Source organism: Streptomyces sp. SAS_270, from assembly GCF_052543295.1.
In genome coordinates, this window is the sequence record NZ_JBMNDS010000063.1 from 14232 (window position 1) to 34905 (window position 20674).

Sequence of the window (20674 nt, forward strand, 5' to 3'; positions counted from 1 at the left end):
CTCCCCAAGGCAGGACCCGGCCCGTCACACGCCGTTCACGTCGGCACAGGGGGTGATCAGGGGGTCCTCGAAAGCCTGGTAATGTTTCCTCTGTCGCCGCGAGGGAAACCCCGCGCGACAGACACCTTGTCCGGGTGGCGGAATGGCAGACGCGCTAGCTTGAGGTGCTAGTGCCCTTTATCGGGCGTGGGGGTTCAAGTCCCCCCTCGGACACACTGAAGGAGTGAGGGCCGCGACCACTGGTCGCGGCCCTCACTCGTTGTGCGCAGATCGTGCGCAAAGTGTGGCGCACCTCTCCTCAGACCGGTAAAGCCTCAGCTCAGGGCATACGACCACGCATCCCCAAGTCGCCCCGCGGTTGCTCGGACTTGGCCTTCACGACAGGCCGTAGTCACTCCGGTACTAAAGTATTGGGTTTGTTCGGAGTCGTCGCGGAACATCCCCAGGCAGACCTGTGGGCCCGCCCGGCGCCCCGGGTGCTCCGGGTCGAGACACGAGGATCCGATGGCCGCCCTGCACGAGAGCCCCGATCTCAGCCTGCTCGATGGTGAACTGACCGACCCGTTCGGCGATGTCGCGCGCTTCCGCGCCGGGTCGACGGCCTCTCCGCGCACGCTCGTCGACGTCTTCGAGGCGTCCGTGCGGTCCTACCCCGGCGAGCTCGCCCTGGACGACGGGACCACTCCGCTCACCTACCGTGCGCTGGCCGTCGAGGTCGAGGCGCTGCGGCGTCGGCTGGCGTCGGCGGGGGTCGGGCTCGGCGACCGGGTCGGCGTGCGCGTCCCGTCGGGCACCAACGAGCTGTACGTCGCCATCCTCGCCGTACTGGCGGCCGGCGCCGCCTATGTGCCGGTGGACGCCGAGGACCCGGACGAGCGGGCCGAGCTGGTGTTCGGCGAGGCGGAGGTCCGCGCGGTCGTCGGGGCCGGGCACGAGCTGACCGTGCTGGGCCGCAGTGAGACACCGGCCGCCCGCCCGGGCACCGAGCACGACGCGTGGATCATCTTCACCTCCGGTTCCACCGGGAAGCCCAAGGGTGTCGCGGTGAGTCACCGCAGCGCCGCCGCGTTCGTGGACGCCGAGGCCGGGCTGTTCCTGACCGAGGACCCCATCGGTCCGGGTGACAGGGTCATGGCGGGTCTCTCGGTGGCCTTCGACGCGTCCTGCGAGGAGATGTGGCTGGCCTGGCGCTACGGCGCCTGTCTGGTCCCCGTGCCGCGCTCCCAGGTGCGCAGCGGCGCCGACCTGGGCCCCTGGCTGGTGGAGCAGGAGATCAGCGTCGTGTCCACGGTGCCGACGCTCGCCGCCCTGTGGGAGCCCGAGACGCTCAACGACGTCCGGCTGCTGATCTTCGGCGGCGAGGCCTGTCCGCCCGAGCTGGTGCAGCGCCTGGTGACCGAGGGGCGCGAGGTGTGGAACACCTACGGGCCGACCGAGGCCACCGTGGTCGCCTGCGCCTCGCTGATGACCGGTGAGGAGCCGATCCGGATCGGGCTGCCGCTCAACGGCTGGGAGCTGGCCGTCGTCGACGAGTCCGGGGAGCCGGTGCCGATGGGCGCCAGTGGACAGCTCGTGATCGGCGGGGTGGGCCTGGCCCGCTATCTCGACCCGGAGAAGGACGCCGAGAAGTACGCGCCGCTGGAGTCCCTCGGCTGGGAGCGCGCCTACCGCAGCGGCGACCTCGTCAAGGCCGAGCCGGAGGGGCTGATCTTCCTGGGCCGGGCCGACGAGCAGATCAAGCTCGGCGGCCGCCGGATCGAGCTGGGCGAGGTGGACGCCGCCCTTCAGGCGCTGCCCGGGGTCGCTGGGGCGGCCGCCGCCGTGCGCACCGCCCGCGGCGGCAACCAGCTGCTCGTCGGCTATGTCGTCACCCAGGACGGCTGGGACCACGCCAGCGCCGTCGAGAAGCTGCGTGCCGAGCTGCCCGCCGCCCTGGTCCCGCTGCTCGCCCCGGTGGGGGACCTGCCGACGCGGACCTCCGGCAAGGTCGACCGGGCCGCCCTGCCGTGGCCGCTGCCCGACCTGGAGACGAGCGGTCCCGCCGAGCAGCTGTACGGGACGGAGGCGTGGCTCGCCGAGCAGTGGAGCGAGGTGCTCGGCATCCCGGTGTCCGGGGCGCGCGACGACTTCTTCGCGATCGGCGGCAGCAGCCTGGCCGCCGCCCAGCTCACCACCCGGCTGCGCACCCGCTACCCGAGCGCGGCCGTCCTCGACATCTACCAGCAGCCGGTGCTGCGCAAGCTGGCCCGGCACCTGGAGAAGTCCGCGCAGGACGACGGCGCCGAGCGGATCGTCGCGCCGGTCCCGCTGCGCGCCAAGGCCGTCCAGCTGCTCCTGCTCGTTCCGCTGTTCACCCTGATGGGGCTGCGCTGGACGGTGGCGCTGGCCGCGCTGGGCAACGTACTGCACTGGTTCGGCCCGTATCCGTGGGCGCCGACCGCGTCGTGGTGGCTCGTGGGCGCCGGGGCGCTGCTGCTGTTCAGCCCGCCCGGGCGGCTGGCGATCGCGGCCGGCGGTGCGCGGCTGCTCCTCAGGAACGTGCGGCCGGGCCGCTATCCGCGTGGCGGAAGCGTGCACCTGCGGCTGTGGACGGCCGAGCGGCTGGCCGAGTTCAGCGGCGCGACCTCACTGACCGGGTCCTGGCTGGAGCGGTACGCGCGGGCCCTGGGTGCCAAGATCGGCCCCGATGTGGATCTGCACTCGCTGCCGCCGGTCACGGGGCTGCTGAAGCTGGGCCGGGGCGCGGCCGTCGAGTCCGAGGTGGACCTGTCCGGCCACTGGCTGGACGGCGACCGGCTGGAGATCGGTGCGGTGAAGGTGGGGGCCGGCGCGGTGGTCGGCACCCGCAGCATCCTGTTCCCGGGTGCGCGGGTGGGCAAGCGGGCCGAGGTGGCACCGGGCTCCGCCGTCGTCGGGCAGGTGCCCACCGGTCAGCGCTGGGCCGGGGCGCCCGCCGTCAAGCTGGGCAAGGCCAAGCGCGCGTGGCCCAAGGACCGGCCGCGGCGCGGCACGTACTGGCGGGCGATGTACGGCGCGACCGGCTTCGCGCTGAGCGCGCTGCCCGTGGTCGCCGCGCTGGCCGCGCTGCTGGTGGTGAGCCTGTTCGTGGGTCCGGACGCCGGTATGGGCGAGGCGCTGCGGGGTGCCGCGCTCGCGCTGGTTCCGGCGACGCTCGCCTTCGGGCTGGCGTACGCAATGCTGCTCCTGATCGCCGTACGGCTGCTCAGTCTGGGTCTGCGGACCGGCGCCCATGCGACGCACAGCCGGATCGGCTGGCAGGCCTGGACGGTCACGCAGTTGATGGACCGCTCCCGCGAGACGCTGTTCCCGCTGTACGCCGGGCTGATCACGCCGGTGTGGCTGCGGCTGCTCGGGATGAGGATCGGGCGGGGCGCCGAGGTGTCCACCGTGCTCGCCCTGCCCAGCCTGACCACGGTCGGCGAGGGCGCGTTCCTCGCGGACGACACACTGACCGCGCCGTACGAGCTCGGCGGGGGCTGGCTGCGGATCGGGCGGGCCGAGATCGGGCGGCGGGCCTTCCTCGGCAACTCGGGGATGACCGCGCCCGGGCGCAGCGTCCCGGACGGCGGTCTGGTGGGGGTGCTGTCCGCGACGCCGAAGAAGGCGAAGAAGGGCAGCTCGTATCTGGGGCTGCCGCCGGTGAAGCTGCCGCGTGCGGCGTCGGACGGCGACCAGAGCCGTACGTACGACCCGCCGGCGCGGCTGCTGTGGGCGCGCGGTCTGGTCGAGCTGTGCCGGATCGTGCCGGTGTTCTGCTCGGCGGCCCTGGCGGTGCTGACGGTGGCCGCGCTCAGCGTGCTCGGCGGGTGGGCGCCGCTGCTGGCCGGGTTCGTCCTGCTGGCCGTGGGTGTCCTCGCGTGCGGGCTGTCGATCGTGGCGAAGTGGCTGCTGGTGGGGCGGCACCGGGCGGGCGAGCACCCGCTGTGGAGCGGTTTCGTGTGGCGCAACGAGCTGGCCGACACCTTCGTGGAGGTCGTCGCGGTGCCGTGGCTGGCCGGCGCGGTGCCGGGAACGCCGCTGATGACGGCGTGGCTGCGCGGGCTCGGCGCCCGGATCGGCAGGGGCACCTGGGTGGAGAGCTACTGGCTGCCGGAGAGCGACCTGGTGACCCTGGAGGACGCGGCGACCGTGAACCGCGGCTGCGTGCTGCAGACCCACCTCTTCCACGACCGGATCTTGCGGACGGATACTGTGGTCCTCCGTGAGGGCGCGACGCTGGGCCCTGGCGGAATCGTCCTGCCCGGCAGCACCGTCGGCGCCCGCTCCACCCTGGGTCCCGCATCGCTCGTCATGGCGGCGGAGTCGGTTCCCGACGACACCCGCTGGCTGGGCAACCCGATCGAAGCGTGGCGTTCCTAGGGTCCGTCCGCGGGATCAGGTCGCAGCGGCCTGATCCGCCGGACAGGCCCGAGCGGCCCGTACGGTGTTCGGGGGACGGCGCATCGGCACGTCGTACGAGCACAGTGCAGGGAGCAGACGCAGCAGTGACCGTTCAGCAGACAGCGGGATCGGACCCGTACTTCCCGGCCAACGGTGATCACCGCTACCGGGTGCACCGGTACGAGCTGGCGCTGGACTACCGCCCGGGACCGAACCGGCTGTCCGGCACGGCGCGGCTCGGCGCCATAGCGGGCCGTGGCGCGCTCGCCGAATTCCAGCTGAACCTGGCCGACTTCAGGATCGGCCGGGTCCGTGTCGACGGCAAGGCACCGCACTACACGCACCGCGGCGGCAAGCTGCGCATCCGCCCCCCGAAGCCGATCCGGGCGGGGGCCGCGTTCACCGTCGAGGTCCACTGGTCGGGCAACCCGAAGCCGGTGAACAGCCCCTGGGGCGGGATCGGCTGGGAGGAGCTGGAGGACGGCGCGCTGGTGGCCAGCCAGCCGGTCGGGGCGCCGTCCTGGTACCCGTGCAACGACCGCCCGGCGGACAAGGCCGCCTACCAGATCTCCGTCACCACACCGTCGGCGTACTCGGTGGTCGCGGGCGGCCATCTGCTGACCCGTACGACGAAGGCGTCGACGACGACCTGGGTGTACGAGCAGTCGGCGCCGACCTCCAGCTATCTGGTGGGGCTGTCGATCGGAAAGTACCAGACGGTGCTGCTGGGCGACCCGGGCCTGGGCGGTGTGCCGCAGCACGGGCACATCCCGGCGCATCTACTGCCCCAGTTCTCCCGGGACTTCGCGCGACAGCCCGCGATGATGGAGCTGTTCCAGGAACTGTTCGGGCCCTACCCGTTCGGCGAGTACGCGGTGGTGGTGACCGAGGAGGAGCTCGATGTCCCCGTCGAGGCACAGGGGTTGTCGCTGTTCGGCGCCAACCACGTGGACGGGGCCCGGGGTTCGGAGCGGCTGGTCGCGCACGAGCTGGCGCACCAGTGGTTCGGCAACAGCGTGTCGATCGCGGACTGGCGGCACATCTGGCTGAACGAGGGCTTCGCGAAGTACGCGGAGTGGCTGTGGTCGGAGCGGTCGGGTGGGCGCCCGGCGCAGCAACTCGCGGCCACCGCACACCGGTTGCTGTCGGGGCTGCCGCAGGATCTGCGGCTGGCCGACCCGGGCCGCAAGTCGATGTTCGACGACCGACTCTACGAACGCGGCGGGCTCGTCGTGCACGCGGTGCGCTGCGCCCTGGGCGACGAGGCGTTCTTCCGGATGCTGCGCGGCTGGGCCGCCCTGCACCGGGGCGGCGCGGTCACCACGACGACGTTCGCCGCGCACGTCGCCCGGTTCGCGACGGAGCCGGTGGACGACCTGCTCTCGGCCTGGCTGTACGAGACGCGGCTGCCGCCGCTGCCCTCGCTCGCCTCACCGGTGCCGGCCCGGCCGCTGTTTCCGCCCTCGAACGCCGACTCCGCGTAAGGGACGGCAGAATGGCAGCCGTGACCAGTCGTTCCTGCCCCTGCGGGCTTCCTGCCGCCTTCGACGCCTGCTGCGGGCGCTACCTCTCCGGCGCCGCGGCGGCGCCGACCGCCGAGTCGCTGATGCGCTCGCGCTACAGCGCCTTCGTGAAGCGGGACGAGGGGTATCTGCTGCGCACCTGGCATCCGAAGACGCGGCCGCCGCGGGTCGAGTTCGATCCCGGGATGCGCTGGACCGGCCTGGAGATCCTCGACACGGGACAGGGATCGGCGTTCCACTCCGCCGGGACGGTGACCTTCCGGGCCTCCTATCGGGGCGGTTCGCTGCACGAGCGCAGCCGGTTCGAGCGGGTCGACGGGGCGTGGGTGTACGTCGACGGGGAGTTCCTCGACTAGGGGGTGTTTTAAAAGTCCCGCACAGCACCCACGGCGCCCGGCACGCACCCTCGCCGCACCGGCCGAAGCCCCAAGTACGTCCAGTACGAGAGCCTTCGTCCGGCACGCCGAGGGCACGCACCGAACACCGCGGGCACCGCACAGGACTTTCAAAACACCCCCTAGCCGCTGCCGACGGCCTACGGCGCCAGGATGTCGAGCTCCTGAAGGGCGCCGACCGTGATCTCGCGGGTGAGTTCCTCGGCGCGGACCGCGTCGCCCGCGCGGACCGCCTCCGCGACCTGCACGTGCAGGGTGACGGCGGCCGGGTCGGGGTCCTCGAACATGACCTCGTGGTGGGTGCGGCCCGCGAGGACCTCGGTGACGACGTCGCCGAGGCGGGCGAACATCTCGTTGCCCGACGCGCTGAGGATCACCCGGTGGAAGGCGACGTCGTGGATGAGATACCCCTCCAGCTGGTGGCCGCGTGAGGTGGCGACCATGCCGAGCGCGCACTCGGTGAGTTCGGCACACTGCGCCGCCGTGGCGTGCCGCGCGGCGAGGCCCGCGGCGACCGGCTCGACGGCGGAGCGCAGCACGGTGAGGGAGCGCAGCTGGTGGGGGCGGTCGGCGCCGGCCAGCCGCCACCGGATGACCTGCGGGTCGTAGACGTTCCACTCGGCCTTGGGGCGGACGGTCACGCCCACCCGGCGGCGGGACTCCACGAGGTGCATCGACTCCAGCACCCGGACCGCCTCTCGCATCACCGAGCGTGACACCTCGAAGCGCTGGGCGAGCTCGTCCGTGCGCAGCACGCTCCCCGGCGGGTACTCGCCCGCGGTGATGGCCGGCCCGAGGCTGTCCAGTACATGTCCGTGCAGCCCCCGGCCCCGTGTGGTCATGGGGTCAGGGTACGAGGCCGCTGTCCGAAATAAAAAGTCAGACTTATACATCACAGACTCTTGAATTTGTCGTACCTAATGGGTTTCAGTGGCGTCGACATCAGATGTCGACGGAGACAGTGAGGCAACGATGATCACCCCCCATGTCGTCGTGGTCATGGGTGTCGCAGGCACCGGCAAGACCACCATCGGTCCCCTGCTTGCGGCCCGGCTCGGCGTTCCCTACGCCGAGGGCGACGACTTCCACCCGCAGGCCAACATCGCCAAGATGACGGCCGGCACCGCGCTCACCGACGACGACCGGTGGCCGTGGCTGGACGCCATCGGCGCCTGGGCGCACGACCGGGACGGGCTCGGCGGCGTGGTCAGCAGCTCCGCGCTCAAGCGGAGCTACCGCGATCGGCTGCGGGCGGCGGCACCCGGGATCGTCTTCGTGCACCTCACCGGCGACCGGGCGCTCATCGAGGACCGGATGTCGCACCGGCACGGCCACTTCATGCCGACCGCGCTCCTGGACTCGCAGTTCGCCACGCTTCAACCGCTCGACGCGGACGAGGCGGGTGTCGCCGTGGACGTCTCCGGGAGCCCGGGCGAGATCACCGAGCGGGCCGCGGCCGCGCTGCAGGAGCTCGTCCAGCCCCAGCGGTAGGCCCCCGCCTGCCGCGAGTCCGCACCCCGACGGCAGGCCCCGCGCCTGCCGGTAAGTCCCCCGCACTTCCCCAGGGCCTCGCTGTACCCCCTGGGTCCCCCTTCCTCCCCGTACACGCAAGGGAACCACCGTGACCAGACTCAGCGTCGAGATGCTGGCAGCGGACACCGTCGAGCCGATCACCTCGGCGGGTCATGCGCAGCTGGGCATCGCCGTTCTGGCGGGCATCGCCGTCATCGTCCTGCTCATCACCAAGTTCAGGCTGCACGCCTTTCTGGCCCTGACCATCGGCTCGCTCGCGCTGGGCGCGTTCGCCGGGGCTCCGCTGGACAAGGCCATCGTCAGCTTCACCACCGGACTCGGCTCGACCGTCGCCGGTGTGGGCGTCCTGATCGCGCTGGGCGCGATCCTCGGCAAGCTGCTCGCCGACTCCGGGGGCGCCGACCAGATCGTCGACACGATCCTCGCCAAGGCCGGTGGCCGTGCCATGCCGTGGGCGATGGTGCTGATCGCCTCGGTGATCGGCCTCCCGCTGTTCTTCGAGGTCGGCATCGTGCTGCTGATCCCGGTGGTGCTGATGGTCGCCAAGCGCGGCAACTACTCGCTGATGCGCATCGGCATCCCGGCGCTCGCCGGTCTGTCCGTGATGCACGGCCTGATCCCGCCGCACCCCGGCCCGCTGGTCGCGATCGACGCGGTCAAGGCGAACCTCGGCCTCACGCTCGCACTCGGTGTCCTCGTCGCCATCCCGACGGTGATCATCGCGGGTCCGGTGTTCTCGAAGTACGCGGCTCGCTGGGTGGACGTCCCGGCTCCGGACAAGATGATCCCCGCCCGCGCCTCGGAGGAGCTGGAGAAGCGCCCGAGCTTCGGCGCGACACTCGCCACGATGCTGCTGCCGGTCGTGCTGATGCTGTCCAAGGCGCTGGTCGACATCATCGTCGACGACCCCACGCACAAGGTGCAGCGCGTCTTCGACGTCATCGGTGCACCCCTGATCGCCCTGCTCGCGGCCGTGATCGTCGGTATGTTCACGCTGGGCCGGGCGGCCGGATTCACCAAGGACCGGCTGTCGACGACCGTCGAGAAGTCCCTCGCGCCGATCGCGGGCATCCTGCTGATCGTGGGCGCCGGTGGCGGCTTCAAGCAGACGCTGATCGACAGCGGTGTGGGCCAGATGATTCTTGACATCTCCAAGGACTGGTCGATCCCCGCACTGCTCCTCGCCTGGCTGATAGCGGTGGCCATCCGCCTCGCGACCGGCTCGGCGACCGTCGCCACCATCTCGGCGGCCGGCCTCGTCGCACCCCTGGCGGCCGACATGTCCACGGCGCACACCTCGCTGCTGGTCCTCGCGATCGGCGCGGGCTCGCTCTTCTTCAGCCATGTCAATGACGCCGGGTTCTGGCTGGTCAAGGAGTACTTCGGCCTGAACGTCGGCCAGACCATCAAGACCTGGTCGGTCATGGAGACGATCATCTCGGTGGTCGCCGGCGGCCTGGTCCTGCTGCTCTCCCTCGTGATCTAGGAGTACGGGCATGAGCCATCCGCTCTTCGACATCAGTGGCCGCACGGCTCTGGTCACCGGTTCCAGCCGCGGTATCGGGTTCGCGCTCGCCCGGGGGCTGCTGGAGGCCGGCTGCACGGTGGTCCTCAACGGCCGGGACGGCGAACGCCTGACCAAGGCGGCCGCCGAACTGCCGGGCGACGTGCACACGGCCGCGTTCGACGTGACCGACGGTCCGTCGGTGGCCGCCGGAACAGCGGACGTCGAGGAGCGGGTGGGACCGCTCGACATCCTGGTCAACAACGCGGGCATGCAACTGCGCGCCCCGCTGCTGGAGTTCACGGACTCCGACTGGCACCGGATCCTGGACACCAATCTCACCAGCGCGTTCCTGGTCGGCCGCGAGGCCGCCCGGCGGATGACGGAACGCGGCCACGGAAAGATCATCAACATCTGTTCGCTGCAGAGCGAGGTGGCCCGCCCGGGCATCGCCCCCTACGCGGCCACCAAGGGCGCGCTGAAGATGCTCACCAAGGGCATGTGCGCGGACTGGGGCCCGTCGGGCGTGCAGGTCAACGGCCTGGGCCCCGGCTACATCGAGACCGAGCTGACCAGGCCCCTGGTCGAGGACGAGGAGTTCAGCGCGTGGGTGCGCCGCCGCACCCCGGCCGGACGCTGGGGCCGCACCCAGGACCTGGTGGGCGGGGTGCTGTTCCTCGCCTCACCCGCGGCCGACTTCGTGAGCGGGCAGGTGCTGTACGTCGACGGCGGCATGACCAGCGTGCTCTAAGGAGACTCGGACGATGATCGGTTGTGTGATCCACGGCGAGGGCGACCTGCGGGTCGACGAGTTGCCGACGCCGTCCCCCGGCCCCGGGCAGGCGCTCGTCGCCGTCCGCTACGGCGGGGTGTGCGGCTCCGACCTGCACTACTGGCTCCACGGCGGCGTGGGCGACTTCCGGCTGCGCGAGCCGATGGTGCTCGGGCACGAGATCGTGGGCACGGTACTGGCGTACGGCGACGGGGCCTCGGGTCCCTCGCCGGGTACGGCCGTCGCCGTGCACCCGGCGACCGCGTGCGGCGTGTGCCCCGAGTGTCTCGACGGGCGTGCGAACGTGTGCCGGGACACGCGGTATCTCGGCAGCGCGGCGCGGACCCCGCACGTCCAGGGCGGTTTCGCGGCCCAAGTGGTCGTGCCCGCCGGGCAGTTGCGTACAGTGCCCGCCGGACTCGGGCTGCGCCGGGCGGCGCTCGCGGAGCCGCTGTCGGTGGCGTTGCACGCCGTGCGGCGGGCCGGGGCCGTGGCCGGGCGACGGGTGCTGGTGACCGGGGCCGGGCCCATCGGCTGTCTGGTGGTGGCCGCCGCGAAGGCCTCGGGCGCGGCACACGTGACGGTCACGGATCTGCTGCCGCAGGCCTTGGAGTACGGCGCCGCGGCGGGCGCCGACACCGTCGTACGGGCCGATGACCGAGGCGACACCGGGTGGCCGTCGGAGGTGGACGTCGCCGTCGAGGCGTCCGGGGTGGCCGCCGGGCTCGACACCTGCCTGCGCCTCGTGCGGCGCGGCGGGGTGGTCGTGCAGCTGGGCATGCTGCCGCCGGGGCAGAGTCCGTTCGCGGGGAACCTGGTGGTGTCGCGGGAGATCGAACTGCGGGGCGCCTTCCGCTTCGCCGCGGAGTTCGACGCGGCGCTCGAACTGCTCGCCGCCGAGCCCGCGTTCGACCGGCTCATCAGCGCGGTGGTCCCCGTGCGGGACGCGGAGTCGGCGTTCTCGCTCGCGGCGGACCGGAGCCGGTCCTGCAAGGTGCTGCTGGACTTCGGAATCGGGAGTTGAGAGCGCGGGCGGGTGTCCCCGCCCGCCCCGGCCACGGTGAAGCCCCCTAAGGGCGCCAGAGCGGGTGCTCCCTTTTAGCCCACTCCTCGCTCACCGAACCCGTGCGCAGGCCACGGCGGGCCTCCGGGTCGCCGAGGGCCATGCCGATGTGCCCGGCGAGGACGATGCCGATCGTCAGGGCGAGCCAGTCATGGACGAAGGTGGCCGAGGTACGCCACATGATCGGAGCGAGGTGGGTGAACCACATCAGCAGCCCCGTGCCGAGCATGACCAGGGACGCTCCGGCGATCCAGGCCGCGTAGGTCTTCTGGCCCGCGTTGAACTTGCCCGCGGGCCGGGAGGAGCGGAGGGGATCGCGGCGCAGGGCAGCCCGCAGCCAGCGGCGGTCGTGCGGGCCCCAGCGGTTGAGATGCCCCAGGTCGGCGCGGAACGCGCGGGAGGCGAGGCCCGCCAGCACCGGGACCGGCAGCAGCAGCCCGGCCCATTCGTGGATGCGCACCACGAGTTCCCGGCGACCGACGAGCTCGGCGAAGGTGGGCAGGTAGAGACAGGCGGCGGTGGCCACGCACACGCCCATCAGCGCGGCCGTCGTGCGGTGCACCCAGCGCTCGGCACGGGTGAAACGCCGTACGCGGGCGGCGGCACGGACGACGGGGGCGTCAGCTCGTAGGTTCATCGTCGCGTCCGTTCGAGCGGCCGACCCAGGCGTCCACGTCGTAGCCCCGGTGCTCCCAGTAGCCGGGACGGACGTCCTCGGTGACGGTGATGCCGGAGAGCCACTTGGCGGACTTGTAGAAGTACATGGGGGCGACATAGAGGCGGACGGGGCCGCCGTGGCTGTGGCCGAGGTTCTTGTCCTGCATGCGCAGGGCGACCAGGACGTCCTTGCGGCGGGCCTGGTCGAGCGTGAGGCTCTCGGTGTACGCGCCGTCGAAGCAGCTGAACCGCACTGCCCCGGCCGACGAGCGCACTCCGGCCGCGTCAAGGAGCCGGGACAGTCGCACCCCCTCGAAGGGAGTGCCGGGCACGCGCCAGCCGGTGACGCACTGGACGTCGTGCACCAGCCGGGTCTGGGGCAGTGCGCGCAGGTCGGCCAGGGTGAAGGTCTTCGGGTGGTCGACCAGGCCGTCGACGGTGAGGCGGTAGTCCGTCTCGTCCTTGTGCGGGACCGAGGACGTCACCGAGTAGTAGCGGAAGCCGCCCCCGTTGGGCAGCAGCCCGGTCAGGCCGGTGGGGTCCTTGTCGGCGGCGCTGCCGAGGAAGGACTCCAGGCCGCGCTGGAGCACCGGCGCGGCCACCACGCCGAGCGCGCCGAGACCCAGTGTGCCGAGGAGGACCCGGCGACCGATCGGCTTGCCGTGCTCCATCGGGCTTCCGCGCTCCTCGGAGTGCGGCGCTCCCGGCTCTTCGGGTGGTTCAGGGTTCACCTTCTGATTCGAGCACCCGCGACCCCCAAAAGGCCAGCGTCGGCGGGTGCCCGTCAGGATTCCGTAACCACTTCTTACGCGCTCGTAAGGCCCGGAGCCCTCGGGGAGGCGGCCCTCAGGAGGCGGGCTCGGCCGTCTCCGCCGCCTTGTCCAGCTGGAACGCCTCGTTGCCGAGGCCGATGCGGGCGTGCACCTGGGGCCTGCGGGAGCGCAGCACCAGGCCCTGGACCAGGCCGAGGACCAGGGCCGCCCCGATGATGGCGGGCAGCAGCCAGGTCAGCGAGGAGTCCGGGCCCGCGCCGACGAGGACGTCGAAGTCCTTGATCGTGTAGAAGGCGATCACCAGCAGGGCGACGGCCGCGATCGCGGAGGTGGCCAGGCGCCAGGCCTGGGCGCCGGCGGTACCGCGCCGGGCGAAGAAGACGATCACGGAGACCGAGGCGGCCGCCATGAGCAGGATGACGCCGAGTGCCCCGACGTTGCCGAACCAGGTGAACAGGTGCAGCACGGGTGCGGTCGGGTCGCCGGCCGGCTTGTCGTCGCTCACGGCGAAGGCGGCGACGACGATCAGGGACACGGCGGTCTGCAGCAGCGAGCCGGTGCCGGGGGCGCCGCTCGCGCCGGTGGTCCGGCCGAAGCCGGCGGGCAGCAGACCCTCGCGGCCCATGGCGAAGGCGTACCGCGCGACGACGTTGTGGAAGCTGAGCAGCGCGGCGAACATGCCGGTCACGAACAGGACGTGCAGGACGTCCGTGAAGGTACCGCCGAGGCGGGACTCGGTGAGGGAGAACAGCAGGCCGGCGCTCTCCTTCTGTGCGGTGCCGACGATCGCGGAGGGACCGGCGGCAACGGTGAACGCCCATGAGCTGATCGCGAAGAAGACGGCGACGAAGCTGACGGCGAGGAACATCACGCGCGGGACCAGGACGTGCGGGCGGCTCGTCTCCTCCGCGTACACGGGGGCCTGTTCGAAACCGGTGAAGGCGGCGATGCAGAAGCACAGGGCGGTGCCGACGCCCGCGCCGGTGAGCGTGTCCGGGTTGAAGGCGTGCAGCGACAGCCCCTCCTTCGCCGGGTCGGCGACGGCGGCGATGTCGAAGATGACGACGAGCGCCACCTCGATGACGATCAGCACGCCCAGCACCTTGGCGTTGACGTCGATCTTCAGCCAGCCGAGCGCGCCGACCGCGACCACGGCCGCCAACGCCGGTATCCACCAGGCGACTTGGAGGTCGAGGTAGGTGGAGAACAGCCCGGACACCTCGAAGCCGAAGATGCCGTAGATGCCGACCTGGAGGGCGTTGTACGCGACCAGGGCGAGCAGCGCCGCGCCGGCGCCCGCGGTGCCGCCGAGCCCGCGGGAGATGTACGCGTAGAAGGCGCCCGCGTTGTGGACGTGGCGGCTCATCTCGGCGTACCCGACGCTGAAGAGGACCAGGACGATGCCGAGGACGACGAAGAGCAGGGGCTGCCCGACGATGCCCATCACCGCGAATGTGGTGGGCATGACACCCGCGACCACCATGAGAGGCGCGGTCGCGGCGAGGACCGAGAGCAGCAGGCCTCCCGTGCCGAGGCGGTCGGCGCGCAGGGCGCGGTCCTGGCCCTTGAACGTGCTGATGCCGTCACCGCTGCCGGGGGCGGGTCTGCCGGATTGCGAAGTACTCGAACTGCCCGTGGTCATCGCGGGGTTGTCCTTTCGGATGTTCGGATCTCGGGGGTGGTCGTTCACGCCGTGCCGAGCGCGCTGTCGCGGGCGGCACGGAAGGCCTTGTCGGGGTCCCGGTCGGGGTAGGACCACGGCTCCCGGGTGGCGTGCGGTCCGATGCGGTGGAACAGGGCGGCTGCCTCGGCGCCCCGGCCCTCGCAGAACTTGGCGTGGGCAAGGAAGTTGAGGTCGACATGGCGGCGCGGATGGTCGTCGCGTTCCCACTCCAGCCACCAGTCGAAGGCGGCCTTCATCACCTGGCGGGCGCGGCGCCCGACCCAGTGCCCGGAGGCGGCCGGGTCGCCGCTCTCGCTGCCCGCGGCGGCCAGCACGCGGTAGCGCTCGGCGTGCGCGACGACCGGGAGGATTGCGAGCGGCGAGTCGGCGGGGGCCTGTTCGGCGGCCCAGTTGGCGAAGTCGTACACCTCGTGCAGCGGGTCCTGGCCGGCCGCGGCGCGGCGTTCGGCGAGCCGGGCCACCATCAGGTGGTGGGCGTGGTGGTGGTCGGGGTAGCGGTGGCGCACCTCGTCGAAGAGGCGGACCACGTCCTCCTCGGTGCCGTGCGAGCGCTCCAGGATCAGCAGGCCGAGCCAGGGCGTCGGGTCGGCGGGGGCCAGCGCGGCCGCGGCCTGACAGGCCTCGCGGGCCGGCTCGGGGCGTTCCTTGCCGTTCAGGGCGCGGTGGACCGTGGCGCAGGCGAGCAGTACGGAGGCGTCGGCGGACTCGGGTTCGGCGAGCCGCCAGTCGCGGGCCCAGGCAAGGGTGGCGGGCTCCTGCGCGAGAACGGTGACACGGTGCCCGCGGCGGTCCCAGTCGTCGCCGGTGGCGACGAGCAGCGCACGGACCGCGGTCCACCGTCCCTGGCTCAACGAGGCGCGGGCGGCGACGAGTTCGTCGTCGTCGAACGCGGCGTCGAAGGGCAGGGAGGCGCGCTTGCGGCCACGACCGCGACCGAGAGGGGGTGGGGGCACCGCGGGCAATTCCTCACAGGGCACGGCTGGTCAGGTTTTGATCACGGACAGCAAACCTCCACCCAAGGGTTTAGTCAAGGGCAACCAAAGACAGGTTCACATGTCAACTACCTTGCTCTGCAGGGAGTTTCCCTCTCCGCAGAGGAGTGCCGCCGCTGCCCGAAGGGGGCTCGGCAGCCCGAGCCCCCTTCGTCCGGCACAAGCCAGGGCTCAGCCCAGCGCCTTCGCCGCCGCCCGTCCCGCCGTACGCCCGGAGAAGAGGCAGCCGCCGAGGAAGGTGCCCTCCAGGGAGCGGTAGCCGTGGACCCCGCCGCCGCCGAACCCGGCGGCCTCACCGGCGGCGTACACGCCCTCCAGGGGGTCGCCGCCCTCGGTCAGCACGCGCGAGGAGAGGTCGGTCTCCAGGCCGCCGAGGGTCTTGCGGGTGAGGATGTTCAGGCGCACCGCGATCAGCGGGCCCGCCTTCGGGTCGAGGATGCGGTGCGGGGTCGCCGTGCGGATCAGCTTGTCGCCGAGGTAGGTGCGGGCGCCGCGGATCGCGGTGACCTGGAGGTCCTTGGTGAACGGGTTGGCGATCTCCCGGTCGCGCGAGACGATCACACGGCGCAGCTCCGCCTCGTCGATCAGCGGTTCCTTGGTGAGCGCGTTCATGCCGCGCACCAGTGCGGTGAGGTCCTTCTCCACCACGAAGTCGACGCCCTTGTCCATGAACGCCTTGACGGGGCCTGGCACATCGGTGCGCGCCCGCCCGATGACGTCCCGGATCGACTTGCCGGTGAGGTCGGGGTTCTGCTCCGAGCCCGAGAGCGCGAACTCCTTGCCGATGATCTTCTGGTCGAGCACGAACCACGTGTAGTCGTACCCGGTGCTCATGATGTGCTCAAGGGTGCCGAGCGTGTCGAAGCCGGGGAAGAGCGGGACGGGCAGCCGGTTGCCGCGGGCGTCGAGCCAGAGCGAGGACGGGCCGGGCAGGACACGGATGCCGTGGTTCTCCCAGATGGGGTTCCAGTTCTGGATGCCCTCGGTGTAGTGCCACATCCGGTCGCGGTTGATGAGGTGGGCGCCGGTCTCCTCGGCGATGGCGAGCATCTTGCCGTCGACGTGCGCGGGCACGCCGGAGATCATCTTCTCGGGCGGGGTACCGAGCCGCTCCGGCCAGTTGGCGCGGACCAGGTCGTGGTTGCCGCCGATACCGCCGGAGGTGACGATCACCGCCTGCGCCTTGAGTTCGAAGGCGCCGGTGACCCCACGGCTGCTGGCCTGGCCGCGCTCGATGCCGGACGGCTCCAGGACCTCCCCGGTGACGGTGTCCACGGCGCCCGCGCTGCGGGACAGCCCGGTGACGCGGTGGCGGAACCGCAGCTCGACGAGGCCGCGGGCCACCCCGGCCCGCACGCGCCGCTCGAAGGGCGCCACGAGCCCCGGGCCGGTCCCCCAGGTGATGTGGAAGCGCGGTACGGAGTTGCCGTGCCCGTTGGCGTCGTAGCCGCCGCGCTCCGCCCAGCCGACGACCGGGAAGAAGCGGACGCCCTGCTTGTGCAGCCAGGACCGCTTCTCGCCCGCCGCGAAGTCGACGTAGGCCTCGGCCCACTTGCGGGGCCAGTGGTCCTCGGGGCGGTCGAAGGCGGCCGTGCCCATCCAGTCCTGGAGGGCGAGCGCGTGGCTGTCCTTGATCCGCATCCGGCGCTGCTCGGGCGAGTCCACGAAGAAGAGCCCGCCGAACGACCAGTGCGCCTGGCCGCCGATCGACTGCTCGGGCTCCTGGTCGAGAAGGATCACCTTGCGGCCCGCGTCGACGAGCTCCGCGGTCGCCGCGAGCCCGGCGAGGCCCGCCCCGATCACGATCACATCTGCGTCGTACGCCATGAGCAGGCCCTCCCGGAGCATTGTTACTGGTCGGTCAGATCCTTGGGCAACGAAGTGACCCAGTCAACTGCCGGTTTCCGGGGACTCGGCTACAGTCTTCCGATACCCGTAACCCCGCCCCGTCCCTGTCCCCGATGTATTGAGGTACGCAGCGTGTCGGTACTGGTTCTCGTCCTCGCCGTGAGTGCGGCCTGCTGCCTCGGCTTCGGCTTCGTGCTCCAGCAGAACGCTGCCTCGCACGCGCCGCTGAACGACTTCCTCTCCCCCCGGCTGCTGCTCGACCTCATCCGGGTGCCCCGCTGGCTCGGCGGCATCGGGCTCATGGTCTGCGGAATGGCGCTCGGCGCGATCGCACTGAGCAACGGGGAGATCTCCCTCGTCGAACCCCTGCTGGCCACCAACCTGCTCTTCGCGATGGCCCTGACCCGCCGGCAGACGAAGCAGTCGCTGGGGCGCCAGGGCTGGAGCGGGCTGCTGATACTCGCGGGCGGTGTCACGGCGTTCATCGTGGCCGGGGAGCCGCGCGGCGGCGACGCGGTCGCGGATCCGCTGCGGCACTGGCTGATCATCGGGCTGATGGTGGGCGGCGCGCTGCTGCTGACGGCGTATGCGAAGCGGTCCCGGCTGAGCGCCGCGCCGGTCCTGCTGGCGCTGGCCGCCGGGCTGCTCTACGGCGTGCAGGACGCGCTGACCCGGGTGAGCGGGCAGCTGGTGACGGAGGGCGGCGGCTGGCTCACGCTGTTCTCGACATGGCAGCCGTACGCCGTCGCGGGCCTCGGTGTCGTCGGGCTGATCCTCGTCCAGAGCGCCTTCGAGACGGCGCCCCTGCGGATGTCCCTGCCCGCCCTGACTGCCGCCCAGCCGCTGGCCGGGATCGCGTGCGGCGTCGGATTCCTCGGCGACCGGCTGCGCACCGACAGCGGCGCGCTGGCCTGGGAGGCCGCGGGCCTCGCGGCGATCGTCGTGGGCATCGTGCTCCTCGGCCTGCATCCGGCGATGCCGAGCGGCGCGGCGGCACCCGTGGAGCGGGTGCCGGCGCTGAAGCGCTGATCCGTCCCCTTTTCCTCGTGGGCGGCGTCGCTCCGCCGGGGCGGTCTTGCTTGGATGGCCTCATGAGCGCCGCCGACGAGATCCTCGACATCGTGGACGAGAACGACCAGGTCATCGGGCAGTCCCCGCGCGGGGAGGCGTACGCGCGCGGTCTGCGCCACCGCTGCGTGTTCATCCAGGCACGGGACGCCGACGGCCGGATCTTCGTCCACCGCCGCACCCCCACCAAGCTGGTTTTCCCCTCCCTCTACGACATGTTCGTCGGCGGAGTCGTCGGCGCGGGCGAGACGTACGACGATGCGGCCCTGCGGGAAGCCGAGGAGGAACTCGGCATCCGCGGGCTCCCGCGGCCCGTCCCGCTGTTCAGGTTCCTGTACGACGACGGGGGCGGGCGGAGCTGGTGGTCGGCGGTGTACGAGGTGCGCTGCGACCTTCCGGTGAGCCCCCAGGTCGAGGAGGTCGCCTGGCACGACTTCCTCCCCGCGGACGAGGTGGAGCGCCGCCTCACGGACTGGACCTGGGTGCCGGACGGCCTCGCGGCGTACGAGCGTCTGAAGGCCTACCGGTCGATGGGCTGACACCGCCTCGGCGGCGGCGGGCGGGCGTCCCGGTAGGGTCCAGGGCGTGATCGAATTCGTGCGGAACGTCCGGCTGTGGTTCGCGCCGGAGGAGGTCCGGGAGGAGGGCGGGACGCCCGACTACCGCTTCTCGCTGGCCAACGAGCGGACCTTTCTCGCGTGGCTGCGCACGGCGCTCGCGCTGATCGGCGGGGGCTTCGCCGTGGACCAGTTCCTGCCCGACCTGCGGTGGGGATGGCGGGTCGGGCTCGCGCTGGCCCTGCTGGCGGCGGGCGTGCTGTGCTCGCTGCGCGCGGTCAACCACTGGGTGCGGTGCGAGCAGGCGATGCGCAAGGGCGAGGACCTGCCGGTGTCGCGCTTCCCGGCAGTGTTGAGCATCGCCGTCGCGGTCGTGGCCGTCGCCATGGTCTTCGTCGTGCTCGTCGGCTGGGAAGGGTGACCGCTCCCGCCCGGGACCGGGACCCGGGCCTTCAGCCGGAGCGCACCCGGCTCGCCTGGCGGCGCACGACGCTCGCGAGCACCGTCGCCGCCCTGTTCGCCGCGAAGGCGTCGCTGCGCGACGGTACGCCGACCGGGATCGTGGTCGGCGCCCTGTCCTGCGCGATCTGGCTGGGGTTCCTCGCCGTGGCCCACCGCCGCATCCGGACGCTGGCCGACGCACGGGCGGACGGCCCGGCGGCGCTCTCGGCCCGGCACGGTACTACCGCGGCCCTGTGCACGGTGGCGCTGGCCGTGTGCGCGGCGGTACTGGTCCTCTGAGTCTCCCTGGCTCGGGAACCCGACCACGCGGCTCCGGGCGGAGGAGACGCCGATCACGTTTTGCCCCCGCACTGGACGGCATACCGACCGGTCGGCATCATGGTTGACGTCCGGTTTCCGTGTGTTGAGGAGAAACGATGAGCCCCGACCACCCGCCAGGTCTCGATCTCGACCGGCTGCGCGGCCTGCTCGACAGCGAGCGTCCCGGCCTGGTGACCGGCCCGCTGACCGGCCGGCTGATCGAGGGCGGACGGTCGAACCTCACCTATTCCGTGACGGACGGTACCGCGAAGTGGGTCGTCCGGCGGCCCCCGCTGGGCCACGTCCTGGCCACGGCGCACGACATGCGGCGCGAGCACCGGGTGATCAGCGCACTGCACCCGACGGCCGTGCCGGTGCCCCGCCCGGTGCTGCTGTGCGAGGACGACGAGGTGCTGGGCGCACCCTTCTACGTCATGGAGTTCGTGGAGGGCACCCCGTACCGCACCGCCGAGCAGCTCGCCCCCCTCGGTCCCGCGCGTACCCGTGACGCCGTGCTCGGGCTGGTCGACACGCTCGTCGAGCTGCACGCGGTGGACCCCGCCGAGGTGGGCCTCGCCGACTTCGGCCGGCCCGAGGGCTTCCTCGACCGCCAACTGCGGCGCTGGGGCAAGCAGTTGGACGCCTCCCGCAACCGCGAACTCGCCGGCGTCGACGAGCTGCATGCCGCCCTGGGCCGCGCACTGCCCACCTCCCCCACGGCGACGGTCATCCACGGCGACTACCGCCTGGACAACGTACTGATCGACGACCACGACCGGATCAAGGCCATTCTGGACTGGGAGATGTCCACGCTCGGCGATCCGCTCACCGACCTGGGACTGCTGGTCATGTACAGCGCGCCGCTGGACCTGCCCGACTCCCCCATCAGCACGACCGCCTCGGCCGCCGGGCACCCGCAGCCGGCCGAGATCATCGAACGGTACGCCGCGCGCTCGGGGCGCGACGTGTCCGCCGTCTCCTGGTACACGGCGTTCGCCTGGTTCAAGCTCGCCGTGATCCTGGAGGGCATCCACTACCGGTACACGCTCGGCCAGACGGTCGGCGCGGGCTTCGACCGCATCGGGGAACTGGTCCCCTTCTTCATCGAGCACGGCCTGACCACCCTTCAGGAAGGCTGATCC

General features: G+C 71.9%; 18 protein-coding genes and 1 tRNA gene. 13 read left to right on the plus strand and 6 right to left on the minus strand.

What is annotated here, in order from left to right; genetic code table 11:
• Positions 1–128: 128 nt before the first annotated feature.
• From ACN6LB_RS32410 to ACN6LB_RS32425, 4 genes are all read left to right on the plus strand, one after another.
• Positions 129–213: transfer RNA gene (locus ACN6LB_RS32410), tRNA-Leu, on the plus strand.
• Between the two features lie 291 nt (positions 214–504).
• Complete coding sequence (locus tag ACN6LB_RS32415) at positions 505–4380, plus strand: Pls/PosA family non-ribosomal peptide synthetase (protein ID WP_445028951.1); 3876 nt, start codon at positions 505–507, stop codon at positions 4378–4380.
• Positions 4381–4505: 125 nt separating this feature from the next.
• Complete coding sequence (locus tag ACN6LB_RS32420) at positions 4506–5885, plus strand: M1 family metallopeptidase (protein ID WP_445028952.1); 1380 nt, start codon at positions 4506–4508, stop codon at positions 5883–5885.
• An 11-nt stretch (positions 5886–5896) separates the two neighbouring features.
• On the plus strand, positions 5897–6280 hold the full coding sequence (locus ACN6LB_RS32425) for a YchJ family protein (protein ID WP_445028953.1): 384 nt from the start codon (positions 5897–5899) through the stop codon (positions 6278–6280).
• A 179-nt stretch (positions 6281–6459) separates the two neighbouring features.
• Here the strand turns inward: ACN6LB_RS32425 and ACN6LB_RS32430 are convergent, their stop codons facing one another.
• Entirely contained in the window at positions 6460–7161 is a 702-nt protein-coding gene (locus ACN6LB_RS32430) for a FadR/GntR family transcriptional regulator (protein WP_356143447.1), read from the minus strand.
• Between the two features lie 130 nt (positions 7162–7291).
• Here ACN6LB_RS32430 and ACN6LB_RS32435 point away from each other — a divergent pair, with 130 nt between their 5' ends.
• From ACN6LB_RS32435 to ACN6LB_RS32450, 4 genes are all read left to right on the plus strand, one after another.
• The gene (locus ACN6LB_RS32435) at positions 7292–7810 is read left to right on the plus strand and encodes a gluconokinase (protein ID WP_445028954.1); all 519 of its coding nucleotides are present in this window, start codon (positions 7292–7294) and stop codon (positions 7808–7810) included.
• Between the two features lie 130 nt (positions 7811–7940).
• Positions 7941–9338: a GntT/GntP/DsdX family permease gene (locus tag ACN6LB_RS32440; protein ID WP_445028955.1), complete on the plus strand. Its 1398-nt coding sequence runs from the start codon at positions 7941–7943 to the stop codon at positions 9336–9338.
• A gap of 10 nt (positions 9339–9348) precedes the next feature.
• Complete coding sequence (locus tag ACN6LB_RS32445) at positions 9349–10107, plus strand: SDR family oxidoreductase (protein ID WP_356143453.1); 759 nt, start codon at positions 9349–9351, stop codon at positions 10105–10107.
• Positions 10108–10120: 13 nt separating this feature from the next.
• Entirely contained in the window at positions 10121–11152 is a 1032-nt protein-coding gene (locus ACN6LB_RS32450; RefSeq protein WP_445028956.1) for an L-idonate 5-dehydrogenase, read from the plus strand.
• A 46-nt stretch (positions 11153–11198) separates the two neighbouring features.
• On the opposite strand, the gene ACN6LB_RS32455 is transcribed toward ACN6LB_RS32450, so the two are convergent.
• The 5 genes from ACN6LB_RS32455 to ACN6LB_RS32475 form a co-directional block, all read right to left on the minus strand.
• Positions 11199–11828, minus strand: coding sequence for a cytochrome b/b6 domain-containing protein (locus ACN6LB_RS32455; RefSeq protein ID WP_356143457.1), 630 nt, complete (start codon positions 11826–11828; stop codon positions 11199–11201).
• On the minus strand, positions 11812–12579 hold the full coding sequence (locus tag ACN6LB_RS32460) for a molybdopterin-dependent oxidoreductase (RefSeq protein ID WP_445028957.1): 768 nt from the start codon (positions 12577–12579) through the stop codon (positions 11812–11814). The genes ACN6LB_RS32455 and ACN6LB_RS32460 overlap by 17 nt, the downstream gene beginning before the upstream one ends.
• A 115-nt stretch (positions 12580–12694) precedes the next feature.
• Positions 12695–14263: an APC family permease gene (locus ACN6LB_RS32465; protein WP_445028958.1), complete on the minus strand. Its 1569-nt coding sequence runs from the start codon at positions 14261–14263 to the stop codon at positions 12695–12697.
• A gap of 44 nt (positions 14264–14307) precedes the next feature.
• The gene (locus ACN6LB_RS32470; RefSeq protein ID WP_445028959.1) at positions 14308–15258 is read right to left on the minus strand and encodes a hypothetical protein; all 951 of its coding nucleotides are present in this window, start codon (positions 15256–15258) and stop codon (positions 14308–14310) included.
• A gap of 210 nt (positions 15259–15468) precedes the next feature.
• The gene (locus tag ACN6LB_RS32475; protein ID WP_356143463.1) at positions 15469–17124 is read right to left on the minus strand and encodes an FAD-binding dehydrogenase; all 1656 of its coding nucleotides are present in this window, start codon (positions 17122–17124) and stop codon (positions 15469–15471) included.
• A gap of 153 nt (positions 17125–17277) precedes the next feature.
• Between ACN6LB_RS32475 and ACN6LB_RS32480 the strand changes: the two genes are divergently transcribed.
• The 5 genes from ACN6LB_RS32480 (at position 17278) to ACN6LB_RS32500 (ending at position 20671) form a co-directional block, all read left to right on the plus strand.
• A complete protein-coding gene (locus ACN6LB_RS32480; protein WP_445028960.1) occupies positions 17278–18174 on the plus strand; it encodes a DMT family transporter in 897 nt (298 codons plus the stop codon).
• Between the two features lie 62 nt (positions 18175–18236).
• The gene (locus ACN6LB_RS32485; RefSeq protein ID WP_445028961.1) at positions 18237–18752 is read left to right on the plus strand and encodes an NUDIX hydrolase; all 516 of its coding nucleotides are present in this window, start codon (positions 18237–18239) and stop codon (positions 18750–18752) included.
• 46 nt (positions 18753–18798) lie between these two features.
• Entirely contained in the window at positions 18799–19191 is a 393-nt protein-coding gene (locus ACN6LB_RS32490) for a YidH family protein (RefSeq protein WP_356143467.1), read from the plus strand.
• Complete coding sequence (locus ACN6LB_RS32495) at positions 19188–19511, plus strand: DUF202 domain-containing protein (protein WP_445028962.1); 324 nt, start codon at positions 19188–19190, stop codon at positions 19509–19511. The genes ACN6LB_RS32490 and ACN6LB_RS32495 overlap by 4 nt, the downstream gene beginning before the upstream one ends.
• A gap of 137 nt (positions 19512–19648) precedes the next feature.
• Positions 19649–20671 (plus strand): phosphotransferase family protein, encoded by a 1023-nt coding sequence (locus ACN6LB_RS32500; RefSeq protein ID WP_356143470.1) that lies wholly within the window; start codon positions 19649–19651, stop codon positions 20669–20671.
• Positions 20672–20674 lie beyond the last annotated feature (3 nt).

What these genes read in the sequence shown, in the direction of transcription:
- ACN6LB_RS32415 (WP_445028951.1), top strand. Translation starts at nt 505, where the DNA reads ATGGCCGCCCTGCACGAGAGCCCCGATCTCAGCCTGCTCGATGGTGAA.
- ACN6LB_RS32425 (WP_445028953.1), top strand. Translation starts at nt 5,897, where the DNA reads ATGGCAGCCGTGACCAGTCGTTCCTGCCCCTGCGGGCTTCCTGCCGCC.
- ACN6LB_RS32430 (WP_356143447.1), bottom strand. Translation starts at nt 7,161, where the DNA reads ATGACCACACGGGGCCGGGGGCTGCACGGACATGTACTGGACAGCCTC.
- ACN6LB_RS32435 (WP_445028954.1), top strand. Translation starts at nt 7,292, where the DNA reads ATGATCACCCCCCATGTCGTCGTGGTCATGGGTGTCGCAGGCACCGGC.
- ACN6LB_RS32445 (WP_356143453.1), top strand. Translation starts at nt 9,349, where the DNA reads ATGAGCCATCCGCTCTTCGACATCAGTGGCCGCACGGCTCTGGTCACC.
- ACN6LB_RS32450 (WP_445028956.1), top strand. Translation starts at nt 10,121, where the DNA reads ATGATCGGTTGTGTGATCCACGGCGAGGGCGACCTGCGGGTCGACGAG.
- ACN6LB_RS32455 (WP_356143457.1), bottom strand. Translation starts at nt 11,828, where the DNA reads ATGAACCTACGAGCTGACGCCCCCGTCGTCCGTGCCGCCGCCCGCGTA.
- ACN6LB_RS32465 (WP_445028958.1), bottom strand. Translation starts at nt 14,263, where the DNA reads ATGACCACGGGCAGTTCGAGTACTTCGCAATCCGGCAGACCCGCCCCC.
- ACN6LB_RS32475 (WP_356143463.1), bottom strand. Translation starts at nt 17,124, where the DNA reads ATGGCGTACGACGCAGATGTGATCGTGATCGGGGCGGGCCTCGCCGGG.
- ACN6LB_RS32485 (WP_445028961.1), top strand. Translation starts at nt 18,237, where the DNA reads ATGAGCGCCGCCGACGAGATCCTCGACATCGTGGACGAGAACGACCAG.
- ACN6LB_RS32500 (WP_356143470.1), top strand. Translation starts at nt 19,649, where the DNA reads ATGAGCCCCGACCACCCGCCAGGTCTCGATCTCGACCGGCTGCGCGGC.